This is a genomic window from Blautia sp. 2227st1_G12_2227SCRN_220401, assembly GCF_039062885.1.
GTDB lineage: Bacteria > Bacillota > Clostridia > Lachnospirales > Lachnospiraceae > Blautia_A > Blautia_A fusiformis.
Genome location: NZ_JBCLNI010000014.1, coordinates 46,731 through 61,939 on the forward strand (window position 1 = coordinate 46,731; position 15,209 = coordinate 61,939).

10 protein-coding genes are annotated in these 15,209 nt (G+C 38.8%); all 10 read right to left on the reverse strand.

From position 1 onward, the window contains the following. Positions 1–57: 57 nt before the first annotated feature. The 10 genes from mcrC to ABCM67_RS08950 all read right to left on the reverse strand — a co-directional run bounded on the left by mcrC (position 58) and on the right by ABCM67_RS08950 (position 14,944). Entirely contained in the window at positions 58–1,128 is a 1,071-nt protein-coding gene (mcrC, locus tag ABCM67_RS08905; protein ID WP_118752506.1) for a 5-methylcytosine-specific restriction endonuclease system specificity protein McrC, read from the reverse strand. After that, entirely contained in the window at positions 1,125–3,521 is a 2,397-nt protein-coding gene (locus ABCM67_RS08910) for an AAA family ATPase (RefSeq protein WP_110103431.1), read from the reverse strand. The genes mcrC and ABCM67_RS08910 overlap by 4 nt, the downstream gene beginning before the upstream one ends. Positions 3,522–3,536: 15 nt before the next feature. Then, positions 3,537–6,608 (reverse strand): DEAD/DEAH box helicase family protein, encoded by a 3,072-nt coding sequence (locus ABCM67_RS08915; protein ID WP_180215018.1) that lies wholly within the window; start codon positions 6,606–6,608, stop codon positions 3,537–3,539. Positions 6,609–6,621: 13 nt separating this feature from the next. Then, complete coding sequence (locus ABCM67_RS08920) at positions 6,622–7,380, reverse strand: toll/interleukin-1 receptor domain-containing protein (RefSeq protein WP_110103432.1); 759 nt, start codon at positions 7,378–7,380, stop codon at positions 6,622–6,624. After that, positions 7,380–8,666 carry a restriction endonuclease subunit S gene (locus ABCM67_RS08925; protein WP_110103433.1) on the reverse strand — a complete coding sequence of 429 codons (1,287 nt, stop codon included), beginning with the start codon at positions 8,664–8,666 and terminating at the stop codon, positions 7,380–7,382. Before ABCM67_RS08925 ends, ABCM67_RS08920 begins: the two co-directional genes overlap by 1 nt. Before the next feature lie 12 nt (positions 8,667–8,678). Next, entirely contained in the window at positions 8,679–10,781 is a 2,103-nt protein-coding gene (locus tag ABCM67_RS08930) for a class I SAM-dependent DNA methyltransferase (protein WP_110103434.1), read from the reverse strand. Between the two features lie 83 nt (positions 10,782–10,864). Next, positions 10,865–13,141 carry an AAA family ATPase gene (locus tag ABCM67_RS08935; protein ID WP_110103435.1) on the reverse strand — a complete coding sequence of 759 codons (2,277 nt, stop codon included), beginning with the start codon at positions 13,139–13,141 and terminating at the stop codon, positions 10,865–10,867. 21 nt (positions 13,142–13,162) lie between these two features. Continuing rightward, complete coding sequence (locus tag ABCM67_RS08940; protein ID WP_008976224.1) at positions 13,163–13,363, reverse strand: helix-turn-helix domain-containing protein; 201 nt, start codon at positions 13,361–13,363, stop codon at positions 13,163–13,165. A 41-nt stretch (positions 13,364–13,404) separates the two neighbouring features. Then, the gene (locus ABCM67_RS08945) at positions 13,405–14,052 is read right to left on the reverse strand and encodes a hypothetical protein (RefSeq protein ID WP_118752505.1); all 648 of its coding nucleotides are present in this window, start codon (positions 14,050–14,052) and stop codon (positions 13,405–13,407) included. Continuing rightward, positions 14,042–14,944, reverse strand: coding sequence for a hypothetical protein (locus tag ABCM67_RS08950; RefSeq protein ID WP_110103437.1), 903 nt, complete (start codon positions 14,942–14,944; stop codon positions 14,042–14,044). Before ABCM67_RS08950 ends, ABCM67_RS08945 begins: the two co-directional genes overlap by 11 nt. Positions 14,945–15,209 lie beyond the last annotated feature (265 nt).

Genomic DNA, 15,209 nt, shown 5'->3' on the forward strand with positions numbered 1-15,209 from the left:
CCTCCTTCTGGTTTCTTCTCATTTCACCAATTGAAAATCACAACAAAATTGATGGCTTTAATATTTCTTTGCAAGTCCAGAAAAATGTGACTCCACAATTCTATCCATCTGATTAGCAATCTCCGCAAAAGGCTGGTTCAAGTCTAGAGTTTTAACACTTATCTGACTTCCATGCATTTGATACACATTGTCCGGTTGTATTTCTTCTTCTGTCTTTGCATAGAGAAGCATTCCAGAAACTGTATTTTTCTCCTCTCCAAATTGATAACTCCGATTTTTTACGTATGTAAAAATCTGATACAAATTATTGGAATGAATCGTATGTTTATCAAACTGGGACTGTGTTGTGTGACTATAGTATTTTGCGTCAATAATAAGTACAGTATTGCCACGTTGCAGATGAATATCACTTTGCATGACCGGAAGCATGGTTCCAATACCATCATCCAGTGACCACGGAATCTGTGATGCACTGACAGATAATTCAGGATAATGTCTGCTGTAATATTCCAGAATAAATTTCTCATACAACCTACACATACGTTGCTCATCTACGAAAGAGGCTAACCTATAGTCACCTGAATCTGTTGTAATAAGCATCCCCTCAATAATCAACTGGCAAATACTTACAAGCATTCTATATGTTTGATTGTTACGCTGAAAACGAATGGACGACCATTTAATTCCTGTTGGTTCTATTATCTCTACATTTGAAAAATACAACATTTTCTTTTTTAGATCATCTTTGTATTTTGCTTGCACTTTTCCATTGCGTAAAAGAAGCGTAACAGTTGTTTTCAGTATTTGATTCAGTAAATTGTTTTCTGACAACTCATCAAAGTCGCAAGTAAGTACCCTTTTATGTGCCAACCTATTTTTAATTGTACCCGGCATATTTATTTTGCCGCGCATAACTGAAAGTTCTTCCTGACGACTTATGTATTCTCTATATAGCCCTTGCTTTAACTGCAATCCAATTCCCTTAGACAGAATCGCTGCCAGCAGATTATACATCTCGTCAAAAGACTCTACTGCAACATCTTCATAGGTTTCTTGGTTCAGTGCCTGAAAAGCATAAGAAAGCATATGATAAATATTATTGATTAAAATGCTCTTATCCTTTGTCATTGAAATACACCGTGCAAAATATTCTCCCAACGTTGCAGTTTGTCTGTATCATCAAACCAGTATTCTGCTAACATAGGCAACACATCAAAATCAACCACATCTTGCATCCATTCTTCTGTACACTCATCTGTGTTACAGAAATAGCTATGCCCAATACAGAAACCTTTACCAAGTGATTTATCTTTAGCAATTTCTTGGTTCAATTCCTTAATACGGTCAATCAGAGTATTGAATGTGTCGTTTGCGAATCCTTCCTGATATTTAATAAAACCTTCTGAATCAAATCCCGGTTCCATATCAAAGAAGCTAAAACGACGACGAAGTGCGTAATCAATCATCGCCAGACTTCTATCAGCAGTATTCATCATACCAATGATATGTAGACGCTTTGGGACAGAGAAACTTAGGCCATTGTAGGCTAATGTTGCTTTCGTATCTCTATAATCTGCCTCAATTAACATGAGTAACTCACCAAAGATCTTACTCATATTTCCACGGTTGATCTCATCAATGATAAAGAAATAATCTTTATCAGGATGGTTTGCAGCCTTTTGACAAAATCTATAGAAAATACCATACTTCAATTCAAATCCATCTTCAACCGGCTTATACCCCATCATGAAATCTTCATAGGAATAATTTTGATGGAATTGCACAAACTCTATGCGATCATCATCCTTCTCACCCATAATCGAATATGCAAGTCTCTTTGCCGCAAATGTCTTTCCAACACCTGGAGCACCTTGAAGAATAATATTTTTCTTCTTTTTCAAAACTGCAACTAAGCGCTCATACTTTGCTTCAGTCATATATACATCATTTAAGAACTTTTCTTTGTCATATTTTTCAATACTATCTGCTGCAGGTGGTGCTGGATTTTCATCACGAATCATGTCATAAATGAAATCATATTCACCCTTTGTCAGTTTGAACAGACTACCCTGCGGATTACCAAAGTACTCCATCTTTTCAAGTTCTGGACAAGCTTTCAGAGTTGCATAATCAATTGGAGAAGACAGCCCTTCTACTTTTTCAAAATAAATTGATTTTCCATCTTGTTCCGCACTAATTTTGAGAATTGCAACTACCTGCTTTACCGGTGTGGACTCATAGCCGATTATCATATCTCCAGCCTTTGCATCTAAGAAATTCTGAAAAATACGCCGTTTATTGCCATTATCATTATATAATGTATAATCCTGTACTTCTCCAACTGGCATGCTAGCCATACTCCATATTTTGGGATTTGCATTCAAAAACCAGTATCTATGATCTTCTTCTCCTTCTTCATCTTGCGCATACAAAAGGACTTCTGATAAATCGACTTGATCTAGAGCTTCTGCTAATTCATCACGAAGTTTCCAAACATAAGATCCTTCTTCATCTTTTGCAGCATTCTTACCAACATATAATACAGGCCAAAATCGAGAGTTTTCTTCATCTCTTGCAATTACTGGACATCCAGTTTTTTGAACAATACGTCTTGCCAATGCAACAGATCCACTATTATAAAAGTTCTTGGTTTCTCCATATTTCACAGCAAGCTGAGTGCAAGTAGCCTTTCCACCATAATCCTTCATTCGTTTCATGATTTCGAGACTGCTCTCATTAAATACGTCTTTATCTGTCAGAAGCTCTAACCAATCCTCTACCGTTAATGCCGGAGTATAATCAGTCGGCCACCACTCATCCGCTTTAGGACCTGGTTCCTCCTTGTTCCAATAGCGAGAAATAAAGAAGCCCACATCTATTGTAAGAGTTCGTAATTCAGGATCAGCGTAACATGTAGATGTCAGCTGAGAATTAAGCAGATTTTTAAGTTCATCATCCTGCTGAAGTTCAGCACAAATCTCATCATAAAATGCCACAAAATTCCTGATGTTATCAGCATAAGCACCCTTTTTGAATCGATAATCACTTTCCAGCTCCGACGAGACAGCTTTTACTTCACTCAATTTGTAGATGTAATATTTATCCGGATATCGAAGCCATAAATATGTCATTATCGCATTTTCATACTGGTAATGCTGAGCCGCTCCATTGCCATACCTCTCTAATAACGTATTAGATTTATTTTTGAAGCTGGCTACTCTCTCGTATAAATCCTTGCTCTCATCATACAGTTCAATATACATTGAGCGTACTTCTTCTGGCGCAATCTCTGCAAACTTGGTAATCATTCTTGCTGGGAAGTTATTTACCGATGTCAACAAATTAGCCGTCTGAGCAAGTGACTTTGTTAGCATCTGTGCAAAATCATCTGAATTGACATCCCAATTTAACTGAAAGCATTGCACAGCCTCCCATTTATATTTTTCATTAGGCCACTGTTGTTGCACAAAGCGTTTTTTGTACTCTACCAGCACTTCTTTTAGTCGAAATTTATCGAACACTGTCTTTCACCGCCTTTATACTGATTCTCTAAGACTTTTATAAATCTCATCAGAAAAAATTCCCATCACCTGATGTTTCATTTCATCATTTGACAACAACATTGAAAAGAAATCTTGATTCTGTGACAATCCTTCAATAAGTGCATCATCAATATCATCAAAATAAGAGAACTCAAAGTCTTGCTGTGTATTATTCTTAGCACTTGTTTTAAGTTTATCTGATTTCATAAGGATATCTCTAATCTGCAGCATAGCCTTTACAACAACATCGTTATCATAGTTCTTGCCAGTCTTGCTGTTAATCTCATCGATTATTTCAGACAGTCTCTTTTCTTTATCCTCACTCAAACCAAAGTGTTCCGCCGTTGGCAATTTCATTACCGGCTTTGCAACCAGATCAGATGAAACATGTTCTTCACCCTTTTTCTGAACAAATTGAGAGGCTTTGATCTTTCCATCTAAATTAAAACCACCACCCGGATGCTTAATATTGATATAAGCTAACAGGTATGAAATAAAGTTATATTTCTTGTGCAAATCAGTATCTTCAAAACTAGAAACTTGAAGCAAAAACTCATAATAACGAACAAATCCACGCATATCTGCCACAGCTTGACGCTGTGTTTCATATTCATAATGTTCCAGTAGCTTCTTGCTTTTCTGCAGGAAGAATGTCAATCTTTGCTTCTGTTTTCCTGTTACTTTCTGTGAATACAATATATCATTTGCAGCTTCAATGTCAGCCGGATCAAATAATGCATAGGCATCAATAGTAGCTTCCAAGTCGTAAATTGCATTAGGCGTTACTGAATTTGCCAGTAATGTTGTGGTGTAGTATGGAGCAAATGCAGCTTTGATATCCTCGTATGTATTTACAAAATCCAACACAAATGTCTTTTTATCATATGGAGCACAAATACGATTCAGTCTCGAAAGTGTCTGGACAGCATTAACACCTCTTAGTTTTTTCAGAACATACATTGCGCACAGTTTTGGCTGATCAAAACCTGTCTGATATTTATTAGCAACCAAAAGCACTTGATAATTATCTGTATCAAATTCTTTGGTGAGTCTATCCTCCGGAAAACCATTGATAGATGCCTCTGTATATTCTTTATCATCATCCGGTAGTTTTACTTTTCCAGAAAATGCAACCAGAGCATGAATTCCGTCGTAACCTTTCTTGGTAATGTACTCCTCAAAAGCCTGTCTATATTTAACAGCACCTTGTCTGGACGCGGTAATAACCATTGCCTTAGCCTGGCCACCCAGTTCCTGCATTACCGTTGTTCGGAAATGCTCAACAATTACTTCTACACGCTGTGCAATATTAGTATCATGCAATTCTATAAAGCGTGCAATCTGCCTCTTTGCCGCATTCGTTTTACAACGAGGATCGTCTTCGATTTCCTTGTTAAGCTGGTAAAAAGTTGAATACTCTGTATAGTTCTGCAGAACATCAAGAATAAAGCCCTCTTCTATAGCCTGCTTCATCGAATAAACGTGAAATGCTTCTCTCTGGCCATGCGTATTCAAACGACCAAACAACTGAATTGTTGTCGGCTTAGGTGTAGCTGTAAATGCAAAAATTGATACATTTGCTTGCTTACCGTTTCTTTTGATTTCACTTGAAATCATATCTTCAACATCTGATTCAGTTTGATCACCAGAACCAAGCGACATTGTTACCGCAGCCATATCTTTACCTGCAGTAGAAGAATGTGCCTCATCAATAATTACTGCAAAACTTTTATTCTTAAGGTCCTTTACACTATCAACAATATACGGGAACTTTTGAATTGTGGTTGCAATAATCTTTGTATTACCATTCAATGCAATCGCAAGGTCAGCTGAATTGCACTTATCGTCCATAACACGAATCAATCCGGCCTTATGCTCCATTCCCATGATTGCTTTTTGAAGCTGACGGTCAACAACAACTCGGTCAGTGACAATAATGATGTTGTCAAAAATTATCTTGTTTTCTTCGTCATGAAGAGATGTTAAACGATGTGCCAACCATGCTATAGAATTTGTTTTTCCAGATCCAGCGCTATGCTGAATCAAGTAATTCTGTGCAGTGCGATTTTCTCTAACATCGGCAAGCACTTTTCGAATAACATCCAGCTGGTGATAACGAGGGAATATCAAATTCTCAGAACGTTTGATTTTCCCGGTCTTATCATCTACTTTTTCTTTTGTCTCGACAAAAATAAACTTACTTATTAAGTCCAAAATCGTATCCTTTGTAAGGATATCTTCCCACATATAAGATACGCTATACTTATCTTCAAACGCAGGATTTCCAGCACCAGCAGTTACACCTTCTCCGTTTCCCATATTAAAAGGAAGGAAGAATGTAGCGTCACCTGCGAGTTTTGTTGTCATATACACTTCTTCTAAGTCCATAGCAAAGTTTACCAACGTACCTGCTTTGAACATAAAAAGACGTGTTTTGGGGCTACGGTCGGTTCGGAACTGATAAATTGCATCCTGATAAGACTGCCCAGCTGCATTGCACTTAAGTTCAAATGCAATAATAGCTAGTCCATTCAAAAAGATAACAACATCAATTCGTTCTTTATCGCTGGCCCACACTTCCTCCATTGCAGAGAAAATATTCTGTCCATACTTTCTAGTCAAATCTGGATTGAATGTAGTTGCCGGTTTTGTGTACATGAGTTCCAGCTTCTGATTAGAAATTTCGATTCCATGCTTCAGCACATCAAGAAGGCTGCCACGAGTTTTTGTCGTTTCAGCATTGATAAAACTAACAATCGTCTCTTCCAAATCAGACTTATATATTTTTCTCAGATATTCCATCGTTTCGTGCTGAGTATCTTCTAGAAACTTAAAGAGCATCTCACGGTCAACTGCAAAATAACGATCAAAGTCACTTGCCTTACGAATAACGTAACCATTATCCTTTTCCAGTCTTTCAAGAAGAAATTTCTGATATTCTTTTTCGGAAAGAATTGATGCGTGATGAAGAAGCTTCTCGCTGTATGAAGCAACTCGTTTTGCAGCATTTTCTGCATGTTTTTCCGCATCCAAGTTCGTAATATCAATTATCGTTTTATCATCCATTGATTATCCCTCCTTACTCACTTTTCAGCCGTTTGATTAGTTGACGTGCAAAAAGCAAAGCAATCTGGTCGCAACTATACTTGGATGAGTCAATCGCTTGTATATCCGCTATAGATGGATACTTTTCTTGTAACTGTGAAACCGTAATGTTGTGCAAAATCGGAAGAATCAGCTTCTGTCCATTTCTATTCTGTCGATTTAAAAACTCATTCAATTCACGCTCGGTCCACTCTCGATCAAAGAAGTTTTCCGAAATAACGATAATTGCAAACTCTGCTTTTTTCGTGCCGTTCAGAATACGATCCTTCCAATTATCTCCCCACTCCAAAGACTCTTTATCATAAAAAATCTTAATCCCCAGTTTGTTTAATGACTGATATAATTCTTCAATCAAATCTTCTTTGTCCTTGTTAGCATGGGAAATAAACACATCAAATTCAGGCAAGGTTTTTGCCTGATACTTTGGTACACTAACCATTGAAATTCCGTTCATTTTATTTATAAAATCTTGGTCCTTACTGATGCTCTCCAAACATCCAACGAGATTTTTGTAAGCATCCAGATTTCTATGAAACAGAATTGTTTTCATGCGGTCGCCTAATGGATGTTCTTTAAGATAATTATTGTAAAAAATCTCTACATCATTGATCCATACTTCACTCGGACGATTATATTCGTTTATATCCGTACCGATTGCCGCTGCATTAATTGGGCTTTTAATAGAATGAGTCCTTTCTAGCAGATTATTAAGTTGTTCTTCAAAAGTAGCCATTAGACAACCTCCTTCTTCCCAGTTACATACTCAAAGATGAGTGATTTCTTATATTCGTCAAGTGTTGCAAGCTGCTCTTTCTTATCAGAGATAACATCATCCGCCTTTGCAAGCACTGCATCGACATGTTCAACAATCGCTTTTTGTTCATCCAGCGGTGGAACAGGATATGAAAGATCCGCTAACTTGTTCCAACGCAAATCACAAGAACGAACTCGAATTCCGGTTGCCAGTGCAAGGAATACATCACTGTACGCCATGCTACGAAGATAGTACATAATGTATCGCTTGTTTTGGTTGGTATCTAAAACATTAAGCACAGGTGACGCCTTGCCTCTTGAATCAGAAATGCCAATAGCGCCTGCAAAGCCGTCCATACCATGTACAACCAGATCACCGATATCAATGCCTTGATAACCGATTTCTTTATCAGACATCGTAAAACCATCTTCACGTCGATTGCTTCTCAGGGTTACCTCACCATCGCGGAAACAGGTTATTACACCATCATCATCACGCACCGGCTTCTGCATATATCGTAGAATGTACTTGCCACGAATAACCTCCCAATGTGAAGGCATATTGCCAATCCATTGAATCCCGCTGTCCTTCATCTCGGCATCGGGATTCAGTCCTTTGGTGACAGTTTCGGTGATAACAGACCGCTTGTACTGCTCCAGCGTGTCGATCTGAGTTTGAATGTCGGTGGTCAGCACATCAATTTCAGCGCATTTAGCATCGAGAAAATCGGCAATGCGGTGCTGCTCACCTGTTGGAGCAACCGGTATAAAAAGGCCGCCAAACTTATCCATCGGAATGCGCATTCGAATTGTATTCAATTTTCCATTTCCAGATTCTTTAATAAGAATGCCATTTCCAAGTCCAAACAAACTGCGTTGAAACATCGTTGTCTGAAAGATATAGTTATAGTAGCGTACATCTTCCTTTGCATTCCAAGGGCGAAGCATATAATAAACAGGACTAACACAACCAAAATATTGCGACAGCCCCACAGAGCCAGACAATATATTCATGCTATTCATTACGATATCCCCAGGATAAGCCAGTCTGTATGCACTCACATCCTCTTTAGGTTTGTTTCCTCCACCTTCTTTTTGATCGTATGGAATGACGCCTTGTTTAGCAGTCAACGAAAGAATTTCTGTTGTCCTAACAGGATTATTTTTCTCAACTCGTTCTTGCAAACAGTATTTTATTTTTCTTAGTTCCCAATTGGAGGGAAGCTCTCCCAACCAAGAGATTCCACTCGCTTTCATTTCTCTCATATCAGCACCACCTTACTCAAACAGCTTTGCCACACGCTTTGAAACCGAAAATTCCAGTTCCATAAACTTTGTTTCCAGCTCTTCACTTGGCGTTGATGCCTGATATTTGTAGAAATACCGCGTGAATGGGATTTCAGCACCGGTCTTGATGACAGGTTTTTTCTTTCCAAGATCTTCCTCAAAGAAAGCGGCGGCATCCGGGATATGAGGCAAAACCTCACGTGCCATATAATCTTCGATGCTTTCCTCCCATTTCACCAGTTCGGTGTCCTTGGTTTCTTTGTCGTAAATAATCCTTCCCTTGCGGTCACGTTGAATTTCTGCATTCTTATCCATAATAGAGAGGCCATTAGCAATCTTGTCGAGCAATTTTTTATCAGATGTTGCCGAAGCAAGTGCCTTAGTCAGTACAGGCATAAACTCAGTCGGTGAATTATATACTTGTTCTGAAGTGACAGCTTTCAATGTAGTAATAATCTCATCGTATAAGGCCTGATTGTTTTGGAATGATTCCAATTTTTTCTGTTCTTTGCCAGTTAGTTCTTCAGCATTCTCCAATTCATTAACCTTAGCCTGATCATAGAGAGAAGAAAGCGCACCCTTAGACAGCATAGCTTCGATACGCTCCTCTGTAATGGCATAGCTACGCTGAAGAGGCTGCATAACCGTGTACTCACGGTAAATGAACTCCTCGTTGTCGTAAATCTTGCAGTACTCGTTTTCTGCAAATTCTGCATAGAGCTTCGTTACGGTGCTGCGGTCTTCCGGAGATATTTCATTTTTCTTATCACCCAGAGCCTTGCGCAGTTTGTGGAAGAAGGACGAAGCATCTATCAACTGAATCTTGCCCTTGCGCTCAGCACGTTTATTTTTTGAAAGCACCCAGATATATGTAGCTATGCCCGTGTTGTAAAACAGATCTGTTGGCAATGCAATAATTGCTTCGATTAAATCGTTTTCTAACATCCAACGACGAATTTGGCTTTCGCCAGAAGCTGTACCACCTGAAAATAATGGACTGCCATTTTCAATAATAGCAGCACGACCAAAGTTATCATCCATTTTGTCAATAGCAGATTGCAAAAACAGCATCTGCATATCGCCGGAACCAGGGAGCCCAGCACCCCAACGGCCTTCAAATCCCTTTGCATATTCATCATTAACTGCTTTTTCTACACCTTCAGCTGCATCTTTACCTCCCCACGGAGTACCAAATGGCGGATTTTCAATAACAAAGCGCATCTTGGTTTCAGCAAATCGATCTTTCTTCATAGTGTCCTGATAGCAGATATTCTCTGCATTCTGACCTTTGATGAGCATTTCTGCAAGACAGATAGCATAAGATTCCGGATTGATTTCCTGCCCAAAAAGACGAACATCTGCAGTAGGATTATATCTCTTAATGAAGTTATAGCTTGTGGAGAGCATACCACCTGTACCACATGCTTGATCCAAAACTGTAATTACTTTTCCGTCGTCAAAGATATCGTCACAGCCTTCAGCTAACAAAATATTTACCATCAATTTAATGATATCTCGTCCAGTGTAATGATCACCAGCCTCAGCGTTTTCAGAGAATCTACGAATTAAATCCTCGAAAATGTATCCCATCTTTACGTTATCAATCGTGCGAGGATTCAAATCCAATTCTGAAAATGCTTTGACGACACTTAACAGGCGATCGTTTTTATCCATCTTGTCAATTTGCTTATAAAAGTCCAAACCTTTCTCAGCAGACACAATAATCTCCTGCACATTAGGAGAAAAACTCTGAAGATACGCTTTAAAGTTGGCTGCTAAATTGTCGGCATCATTAATCAATTCTGCAAGTGTAAATTCACTAGTATTGTAGAACTGAAACCCCGAAATACGATACATAGCTTTTGCCGGGTAATTTGGGTTTGCTTTAAACTGTGCAACCACCTTGTCTTTGGTAGGTTCCAGCGCACACTCAAAACGTCTGATGATAACCATCGGAATGATTACATCTTTATATTTATCACTCTGGTATGTACCACGCAGCTTATTTGCAATAGACCAGATAAAATTCACCTCTGTTGATACATCGATAGGGCTATCGTCCCACATTGCATCGATAGTCTGCTTTTGTGCCATTATATTTTCCTCCAATCAGACTAAGAGCTTCCTAACCCTAGTCATTGTTAATTTTATATGTTTAAGTGTCCAAAAATCGGGACTTAGTCCTCGATTCCCATCATCATCTTATAGTGCTGTTCCTGATGCATGGCAGTGAAAATCAACTCAAACACTTTTTTGCACTGTTCCACATCACTGCCATCATCAATATAGTTGAAGCCATCACTTATAACAGCTGGGCCGTCGTTCATATATGTGAGCATGCTTGAAGCAAGGTTGTATCGGTCATAATTAGGCTTCTGTCCTTCCACTTCATCCACAAACAACAGCTTATTCTGTTCCAGAACAATCTTGTGAAGGTCGTTTCCTTCGTAGCCACATATCTGAATAAAGTAGTATTCAAGAATATGTCGGATTACATTCTTCACCGTATTTGCTGTTTTCAGTTCCTTATATTCATCCCACAGAGCAGCATACGAGTTTTGAATTGGATTATAGTTCTCTTGCTCGGTAGGTACTCTCTGACTCTGACGCACACAAAGTTTAACTGAAGAAATGTTTTCTATCTTACGAATCATATAGAACGAAACGCTGTGATATCTCTTTGCTTGGTGATGCGTAATTTCCTTATGGAAATAAACATTGTGAGTCAGAATGAAAATCTGCTTAATATAGTCGCCGTCGACTTTATGGCTTCGATAGTCCGTATTGTTGTAACAAACCTCAATCATCTCTCTGACCAGAGCACTGACGATGAACAATGCTCCACTATCCATACTGGATACCGGGTCATCAATAACAACAATTTTATCTTTTACAGCTTCACTATTAAGGCTTCCTTTCACAAGGTGATAGTAATACAAGAATGCAATAAAGTTTCTTTCACCTTCGCTCAGTTTTTCTGCAACAGTTCCATCCGGCCGAATAACCTCATATGTATTTGCTACTCCGTCCTTTGCACGAAGATGGAAACCTTCAAAACCAGAATTATCAAGCAGAACATTGATGCTATCGATAGTGGCCTCAGTATTCACAATCTGTTTGTTTAGTTCATTGGCCTCTTTCTTCTTGGCAGTAGCATCCTTTTTTAACTGTTCCATTTTATCTTTCAATGCTTTTATTTCAGTGTCCAAATCAGACAGTGCTTTGTTGTACGCAGCTACATCAGCTTTCAAAAGCTCTGCAAGATACTCCCACACCTGCTTTTTGCATAGAACCTTCTTTGTTTTGAGGTCTCTGACTATCTCGTTATTTTCTTTGATTTTCTTATTAAAGCCATCAATCAGAGTGCCAATCTCAATGAGCAAACTATCAGTATCTTCTAAGGAAGCAATGGATGTCGGCTCTTTAATCTTTGCTGCAATTCTCTGTTTATTAATGGTTATCGCATCCACAAGAAGCTGAACTTTTACTTCATATTCTGACAAGTCTAATTCCGGCATAGCAGCAGATACATTGCCCTCCAGCGTTGCTACAACGGAATCCATCTCTGATTCATATGTTCTTTGAAAAGCATTAATCGCAGAGATGTCATCTTGATACTGTGCATCAAAGCATGCAGCTATTTCTTTATCAAAGTTAGACGGGAGTTTTTGCTGGCAATATGGGCATTTTCCGTCTGTCTGGCCAGCAAAATGAGTATGACCACTTCGCACCCAATCAGTAGCTTTTAGGGCTTTAATAAATTTTGCAAAGTCCGTATCACTGCTGCTGGAGATTGGTTTTCCCATCAATTCATATCCCGGCAGGGATGCATAGGTAACTTTACCTGCCTTAGACAGCATGTTGTACTGCTGTGCATCGCCAGAAAAAACGGTCCCATATAGAGTTTTTAAATCTTCAACATCATGAGCAACCGGCGTAATTGCTAAAATTTCTTGAGCGAATAATGCAGCTTTTTTCTTACCCTTAATAGCTTCATCGAATAGTGTTCTGGCTTCCGCACTCTTGCTCCAGCAGTCTGATTGAAATGTCGATAAAGCGGTATTCTTATCCGCTGTTTTCTGGTCTATAGCGGCCTTATGTCCGTTATATTCCTCACCCATTTTCTTGCGTTCTGCATTGAGTGTATCAACCTGCTCTTGAATAGCAATATTAGTTTCATTTACGGTGAATACACCAGCAAGATTTCCATAGTTACGCAAGTTAGCATTTATAAAATCTGTATCATACACAAGAACATCATAGTCAGTTGATGCCTTCCCAGCTTGCCACTGTAAACGCTCATCGTTTGCCTTAAACGTTCGTGCAATGGTAGATTTGCCTGCACCATTCTTCCCATAGAAGAAATTTACATACGTCGGTTCTATAACCTCATTGGAAAATGTGGCATCGTTTAACGTTATTTTTTCTATTGCTGATTTCATTTTAGGGTTCATATGCAAATCTACCTCCTGCTTCTATTCTTTAATTTTTCCTTCTCTGACCCATTCGTCAACTTCAGAGATTTTGAATTTATATCGTTTTCCAGCTTTATATACAGGTAATTTTCCTTCTTTTATCCAAGTACGGACTGTATCCTGACTCAAACTTAGGTGTTCTGCTACATCTTCAAGGTTTACCCATTTTTCAACTTGCATGTTTTCATATTCTGCACTCATATTATTCCTCCATGTTCGATTCCAGATGAGTGGTTGCGTATTTATAAAGAAAAGACTTGTATCCCAGCTTCCCTTAATACCTCTACTGCATTTATCTTTTTTATTGCCCAGTGCATACGATTCAATTCATTCGTTCCGCTGCAGCCTTCGATTCCGAGTTCAAACCGAAGTTCATTTATTTTCTGCTGTGGTATCCAGTTAAGTATTTGATAATATACTTTAATGCCATTGTCCTGAATCTTTACATCAACAATCAACCCATACGCAGCATAGTGGTCTTCATCTGTTTTCCCATAAGTGTGGTTCTCAGTCGCAATAATTGCCGGATAGGTTTTCAGCACCGATATTGCATCTTCTGGCAAAGCCGCATAAGCTGCTTTCAGTTCTTTTGAGGTACTTTCCGTTATTGCTCTGTCCTTTCGAACAAGGCAATGACAGTACTGAGGATTTAATTCATCATCTCCAACAACCAGAAGGTGATAGAAATCTGTATTTAATGTAATGGTGTGCACTGCGTTAGGGCTTCCCGGCATGGGTGGTGCCCCACCCACCATCATTACGCTATAGGTATTGTTCACAGCGTCTGTATGAGCTACCAATGTATTATTGTTACCGGGCAAATTAAATGTCGTATTCGGTGTTTGCGCTTGCAAAGCTCCCGGTTGTGATGGCTGTAATTTATTCTCCATCTTTTTTCTGCCCTCCATAATAATTGTTCGTAATGCTATCGACATGCTGAATGAAGCTATTGTTATTTCCAGTTACGTTGAAATTAAAAACCATTTGCTGTTTAGATTTTTCTTTGTTCTGATGAGGATCTTCACAGTCCGCTTCAACTATGACATCTTCTGGTGAGCCATTAGCATCATTCTCAGCTATGTCACAATCTTCAAGCTGAATGTATCTGAGTTTGATATCTACTGGCCAATCGGCACCAATATCTCCTTTGTAAGTCCTTTTTGCTCCACCGGCAGACGGACACCAGAAATCGAATGTTTCAGCTCCAACTACATTATCAACACTACATACCGAATAATGAAATATACCTAATAGAAATGACTGCAAAGGAATTTCTTTCATATTTATGAGTTCTTTTTTCTGCGCTGTTGTTCCATCTTCTTTGATATAGAAAGATTGGCTATCATCAATGCAATTATCCAACGATATTAATTCGACGAGTGCTTTCACGAGTAGCTCGTCTTTTTTTATATCTCCTCCAGCATCAATGAAGTCATCCACAAAGCGGCACATTTTTCTCAATGTATCCACATACTCGTTCTTCACTCTTTCGTCAAAAACTCTCAATGCCGTTTTATCACCGAACGGGAAGTAGCCTCCGCCTGCATTCTTACATTTCTTATATTCTGAAGCGTTACCCTGAATTGTTTTAATTTCAGTCGGCATTGGTGTCGCTAAATCAGAACGTATCACTCTGGCCAAACCAATCAAAGTTTCATATTCAGTTAATCCATCTTTTTTTCCTGCGTAGTGTTCATTTGCACCCAGCAGTTGCTTTCTAGCCTCTAAAAGCAAGGTGAAAAACGTACCGCCACACAGTCTTAAATTTTCATTTTTTGTCATTGATTGTCCCTCTAACCAAATTTACCTACTCAACTTACTCAACTGTGAATGGCAGGCCTACTCAACTTACTATTTTCTAGCCCTGTGAAAAGCCACAGGGATTTTTTGATGTTTGTCGGCCGTCGAATCTGATGAATATAAACCAGAGCAACCCCCAACAAACCCTACTAAATCATCATAACACTTTTCGACATTATTTTCAATGTAGCGAGTATGAACGAACAATAAACTCTACAGCGAAATATGCCTGAAATCTCTGTTTCCA

Excerpts from the sequence above, each read along its gene's own strand:
- mcrC (WP_118752506.1), bottom strand. The coding sequence starts at position 1,128 with ATGACAAAGGATAAGAGCATTTTAATCAATAATATTTATCATATGCTT.
- ABCM67_RS08915 (WP_180215018.1), bottom strand. The coding sequence starts at position 6,608 with ATGGATGATAAAACGATAATTGATATTACGAACTTGGATGCGGAAAAA.
- ABCM67_RS08920 (WP_110103432.1), bottom strand. The coding sequence starts at position 7,380 with ATGGCTACTTTTGAAGAACAACTTAATAATCTGCTAGAAAGGACTCAT.
- ABCM67_RS08925 (WP_110103433.1), bottom strand. The coding sequence starts at position 8,666 with ATGAGAGAAATGAAAGCGAGTGGAATCTCTTGGTTGGGAGAGCTTCCC.
- ABCM67_RS08930 (WP_110103434.1), bottom strand. The coding sequence starts at position 10,781 with ATGGCACAAAAGCAGACTATCGATGCAATGTGGGACGATAGCCCTATC.
- ABCM67_RS08935 (WP_110103435.1), bottom strand. The coding sequence starts at position 13,141 with ATGAACCCTAAAATGAAATCAGCAATAGAAAAAATAACGTTAAACGAT.
- ABCM67_RS08940 (WP_008976224.1), bottom strand. The coding sequence starts at position 13,363 with ATGAGTGCAGAATATGAAAACATGCAAGTTGAAAAATGGGTAAACCTT.
- ABCM67_RS08945 (WP_118752505.1), bottom strand. The coding sequence starts at position 14,052 with ATGGAGAATAAATTACAGCCATCACAACCGGGAGCTTTGCAAGCGCAA.
- ABCM67_RS08950 (WP_110103437.1), bottom strand. The coding sequence starts at position 14,944 with ATGACAAAAAATGAAAATTTAAGACTGTGTGGCGGTACGTTTTTCACC.